Origin of the sequence: Nonomuraea sp. 3N208 (genome assembly GCF_052245935.1) — a bacterium.
In the GTDB taxonomy this organism is placed as follows: Bacteria; Actinomycetota; Actinomycetes; order Streptosporangiales; family Streptosporangiaceae; genus Nonomuraea.
The window spans coordinates 1-4,863 of the sequence record NZ_JBQQBR010000113.1 but is presented as its reverse complement, the minus strand read 5'-3'; the positions used below and the strand labels follow the sequence as shown (position 1 = coordinate 4,863).

Below are 4,863 nucleotides of genomic sequence, written 5' to 3'. Positions count from 1 at the left end.
TAGATGCGGGCCTCGAGCGCCTTCATCTCGGGAATGCCGCCGAGCTCGGAGCCGCCTCTGGCCTGGCGGTCGAAGGTGATCTCGGCGAGGTCGGCGCGGGCGGCGATCACCACGCCGGCGTCCTCGATGACGCCGGGCAGCAGGGAGCGGGCCTCGTCGACGGTGAAGATCCGGTCCATGCGGAAACGTTAGCGGTTCGGCTCGTACGCGTGGACGAGCAGCTCTTCCGCGTGATCCAGATAGTCGTCCAGATAGGCCGCGGCCTCCTCCGGCTTGCCCGCCTCGATCAGCTCGAGCAGCGTGCGGTTGCGGTCGACGAACGGCTCGTGGAAGGCCCGCGGGTTCTTCATCACGTGGAACACCAGGCGCAGCTCGGCCAGCAGCTGGCGCATGAGCTCGTCGATCCTGGGGCTGTCGTTCAGCGACGCGAGCGCCTGGTGGAAGCGGATGTTGGCGGTGCCGACACCCTGCCAGTCGTCCTTGGCGGCGGCCCGCTCGGCGTCCCACATGGCCTCTCTGACCACGGTCAGCGCCTGCGGCGACGCCGGGCGGCGCACTGCCGAACCCTCCAGCACGCGGCGCACCCGGTAGAGGTCGAGCACGTCCTGGACGGACGGCAGGCGCACGAACACGCCCCTGTTGAGCTTGTGGTCCAGCAGCCGCTCGTGGCCGAGCAGCCGGAACGCCTCGCGCAGCGTGTTGCGCGACACGCCGAGCCCTTCGGAGATGGCCTCCTCCGACAACCGCTGGCCGGGGCGGAAGAAACCCTCGCTGATGCGCTCGCGCAGGATGTCGGCCACCCGCTCGGCCGTGCTGCTGCGTCCCAGTCGGGCCCGGTCCTGGGCGAGATCAGCGGCGACGTCATCCACATTTAACAGGGAATCATGGAGCAAACCTCTTGTCGAATTGTTCAACGATTCTTATGTTGAAACTATCCCCTCGACTACCAAGGAGCGATCGATGTCAGGCTCCACGCAACAGACCCGGCGGGTGATCCTCGCCAGCCTGATCGGCACGTCGCTGGAGTGGTACGACTTCTTCCTCTACACCACGGCCGCGACGCTGGTCTTCCCCAAGCTGTTCTTCCCCGGCCTCGACCCGTTCAACGCGACGCTGGCGTCGCTGACCACCAACGCCGTCGCGTTCGTCGCCAGGCCGCTGGGCGGCGTGGTGTTCGGCCACTTCGGCGACCGGGTGGGCCGTAAGACCGTGCTGGTGGTGACGCTGCTGGTGATGGGCGTCTCGACGTTCCTCATCGGCGTGCTGCCCGGCTACGCGAGCGTCGGCGTTGTCGCGCCGATCCTGCTGGCGCTGCTGCGGTTCGTGCAGGGCCTGGGGCTCGGCGGCGAGTGGGGCGGCGCGGTGATCATGTCGCTGGAGCACGGCGACGGGCGGCGGCGCGGGTTCAACGCCAGCTGGCCGCAGGTCGGGGTGCCCGCCGGGTACGTGCTGGCGACCGGGCTGCTCACGCTGCTGTCGTTCGTCCAGTCGGACGCGGCGTTCCTGTCGTGGGGCTGGCGGGTGCCGTTCCTGCTGTCGGGCGCGCTGGTGTTCGTGGGCCTGTGGGTCCGGCTGAAGATCACCGAGTCGCCGTTGTTCGCCGAGGTCGAGCAGCACGGCGCCAAGGCGAAGATGCCGCTGGTGGAGGTGCTGCGCACGCACCCGCGCGCATTGCTGTCCGCCTTCACCGCGCGGATCGGCGTGGACGTGGCCTTCTACACCTTCACCGCGTACATCATCGTCTACATCACCGGGCAGCTGGACCTGCCGCGCTCGTACGCGCTGAACGCGGTCCTCATCGGCTCGGCGCTGCAGCTGGCGCTGATCCCCCTGTTCGGGGCGCTGTCGGACCGGGTGGGGCGGCGGCCGGTCTACTTCGCGGGCGTGGTGGGCGCGGCGGTGTGGGTGTTCGCGTTCTTCCCGCTGCTGGAAACGAAGTCGTTCCCGCTGATCGCGCTGGCCGCCGTGGTCGCGCTGATCACGCATGCCGCGATGTACGGGCCGCAGGCCGCGTTCATCGCCGAGCTGTTCAGCACGCGCCTGCGCTACAGCGGGGCCTCCATGGGCTACCAGGTGGCCGGCATCGTGGGCGGCGCACTGGCGCCGATCATCGCGCTCCAGTTGTTCCAGGCGTACCAGACCACGGTCGCCGTGTCGATCTACGTGGTCATCGCCTTGGCCGTCACCACCTTGGGCCTGGCCATCGCGCCGGAGACCCGCGACCTCGACCTCACCGCCGAGCCGGAGCCCGCCCCGCGCCCCGGGGTCCCCGGCCAGGTCGGGCCGTTCGCCTGAAGCACCCTCGATTGCCGCGAAAGCCGCGGGCGGCGGCTGCCACCGCCGCCCGCGCGGCACCCGCACCTTCTGCGCGCAGAACGACCGGCGAAGGGCATCACGGTGTACGCCCCGGGGAATCCGCAGTCGGTTGTGGTGCCGGCACGCCGAGAGCCGCGGTACGCCATCTGCCCTTGAATGCCACCATCGAGACCAGGAACACGACCTGTCCGGCGAGCGCCACACCGAGCCACGTCTGCCAGCCGCCGGTCTCCACCACCATGGGCGAGACCACCAGCAGCACCACGATCATGACGCGGACGACCATGCCCCAGATGCCGAGCGCCGAGCCCTGCAGCCGGGATTCGACGTCCTCGGCGTTCTCGGAGAAGTTGGCCATCCACGGCACGTACGCGACGCCCATGAACAGGTAGAGCAGCGCGTACACGACCGTCACGTGCGCCGCCGAGACGCCCGGGCCGATCAGGGTGATGAAGTACGCGAGCATCGCCACGGTCAGCACGGTGCCCACGGCGGTGAACGGCTTGCGCAACTGGATCCGGTCCGAGACCCGGCCGACCGCCACCACGGCCACGGCGTTGAGCACGATGCCCAGCGCCACCACCCGGTTGGCCGCTGCCGGATCCATGCCGAACGCGCCCGTCAATATCGTCTGTCCGAAGATCGCGAACGTCCAGTAGAGGACCTGCCAGCCGGTGTTGCCGAGGACGTGCGCCCACAGATGCGGATGCCGGAGCAGCTCGCGCACCCGGCCGTGCTGGGTCTGGCCCTCGGCCTGCACGGCCATCTCGGACTCGAGCACCTCGGCCCGCAGCGCCGCCGACGGCTCGGCGATCTTCCAGATGATGACCGCGCACATGGCCAGCGACACGAAGCCCATGATGATCGCCTGCGACTGCCACGCGTTGCCGAACAGCGGCAGCGTGAACCCCGCGATGAACGAGGCCAGGAACGACGCCCCGACGGGACCCCACGTCCAGAACGCGAACGCCTGCGCCCGGCCCATCCGCGGGGAGAAGTCCCGTACGAGCGAGGCGGTGATCGTGATCCCCGCGCCCTCGATGAACAACATCAGGCAGCGGATCCAGAACAGCCCGGCCACCGAGTCCACGGTGGCGAGCAGAAAGTTGCAGGCGGCCGTGATGGTCAGGGTGGGAACCAGGATCGTGACCCGCCCCCATCGGTCGGACAGGATGCCGCCGAACCCGGCCGAGAGCCCGCCCACGAGCACCGACAGCGCGGCGATCTGCCCGTAGACGGTGAGCGACATGCCCAGGTCGTCCATGAGGAGGGGCAGGATGGTGGCGATCGTGGTCTCGAAGTTGGCCACCAGACTCGCCAGGACCGCGATCGAGAGCAGGAAGATACGGCGGCGACCGATCGGGTAAACGCCCAGCTCGCGGACATAGAACGGCTTCATGACCCATCCTCCGGGGGACGGTTGTGGGACGTCGCTCTAGAACGCGTTTCTAGTTGCTCCAAGCTTTCCGTTTTGTATAGATAAGTCAACGTTTCGACGGATCACGATGTGATCTCGATCACAGGGTCGGCGTTGTGACGGAATCGCCATCTATTCACGGAACAAGACCCTTCGAATGGGCATAAAATGCCCGCCTGTGAGCCTGCCTGTACGTGAACGTTCCCCCCGGCCGGGCGGCGGTCGCCACCGCCGTCCCGTGCCCACATCGCTGCCGCCGGACGCCCCTGTGCTCGTGCTCGCCACCCCCGGCGACACCTCCGGCGTAGCGGAAGAGATCGCGGCCGTGGTACGCGTGGACAACCCCCAGATCGAGGTCCGGCTGACGAGTGACACCGACCTGGCGGACTCCCTTCCCACCGGCCGCGACGTGGTCATCGTGCCCCTGCTCACCTGGGAAGACCCGGTCATCATGGCGGAGATCGGCAAGGCCGTGGCGGCCAGTGGCTCCGGGGCCATGGTGACCGACGCGCTCGGGCCGCACCCGCTGCTGGCCGAGGCGCTCCACATCCGGCTCGCCGAGCGCGGCCTGGCCCGGGCCGACCGCGTACGCCTGCTGAACGTCTCCAGCCCCGTGGACGCCGTCATCCTCGGCACCGTCGGCGGCGAGCGCGCGGTGCGCGCCGTGCAGGCCACCGCGGTGCTGCTGGCCTCCCGGCTCACACTCCCGGTCGTGGCCGCCGCGCTCGACAGCGAGCCCGGCGTGAGCCTCGCCGCCCAGCGCCTGCGCGCGGCCGGCGCCCAGCGCCTGGCGATCGCCCCCTGCATGATCGGCCATGAGGCGCCCACGGGGATCGTCGAGCGGGCCGCCGCGGAGGTCGACGCCGGGCACGCGGAGCCGCTCGGTTCGCACAGCATGGTCGCGGAACTTGTCGCGCGAGCTTACGGCAGTCAACTCGCGACTTGACAAGGGCTTGTAAAGATCACGGAACTCGCGTTACCGTCTGCGCATGCGTCAGGTGGTGTGGAACGGCGAACGACTCGGCCTACGTGACGTCACCGAGGCCGACGTGCACGCGCTGCACGCCATCTCAGGCGATCCCACTGTGAAGCGGCGCATGCCGTTCACGCTGAGCACCTTGCGCGAGGTT

General features: G+C 69.1%; 4 protein-coding genes. 2 read left to right on the top strand and 2 right to left on the bottom strand.

Annotated elements, in window-relative coordinates; genetic code table 11:
* Positions 1 to 188: 188 nt before the first annotated feature.
* A complete protein-coding gene (locus tag ACTWPT_RS59500) occupies positions 189 to 869 on the bottom strand; it encodes a GntR family transcriptional regulator (RefSeq protein WP_443186389.1) in 681 nt (226 codons plus the stop codon).
* Between the two features lie 91 nt (positions 870 to 960).
* Here ACTWPT_RS59500 and ACTWPT_RS59495 point away from each other — a divergent pair, with 91 nt between their 5' ends.
* Positions 961 to 2,295 (top strand): MFS transporter, encoded by a 1,335-nt coding sequence (locus ACTWPT_RS59495; protein WP_443186388.1) that lies wholly within the window; start codon positions 961 to 963, stop codon positions 2,293 to 2,295.
* Positions 2,296 to 2,392: 97 nt separating this feature from the next.
* Here ACTWPT_RS59495 and ACTWPT_RS59490 read toward each other — a convergent pair whose 3' ends face one another.
* Entirely contained in the window at positions 2,393 to 3,715 is a 1,323-nt protein-coding gene (locus ACTWPT_RS59490) for an MFS transporter (protein WP_443186387.1), read from the bottom strand.
* Between the two features lie 256 nt (positions 3,716 to 3,971).
* Between ACTWPT_RS59490 and ACTWPT_RS59485 the strand changes: the two genes are divergently transcribed.
* Positions 3,972 to 4,679 (top strand): sirohydrochlorin chelatase, encoded by a 708-nt coding sequence (locus ACTWPT_RS59485; RefSeq protein WP_443186386.1) that lies wholly within the window; start codon positions 3,972 to 3,974, stop codon positions 4,677 to 4,679.
* Positions 4,680 to 4,863 lie beyond the last annotated feature (184 nt).

Bases quoted from the DNA above. Each gene is read 5' to 3' on its own strand.
- ACTWPT_RS59495 (WP_443186388.1), top strand. From the start codon at position 961: ATGTCAGGCTCCACGCAACAGACCCGGCGGGTGATCCTCGCCAGCCTG.
- ACTWPT_RS59490 (WP_443186387.1), bottom strand. From the start codon at position 3,715: ATGAAGCCGTTCTATGTCCGCGAGCTGGGCGTTTACCCGATCGGTCGC.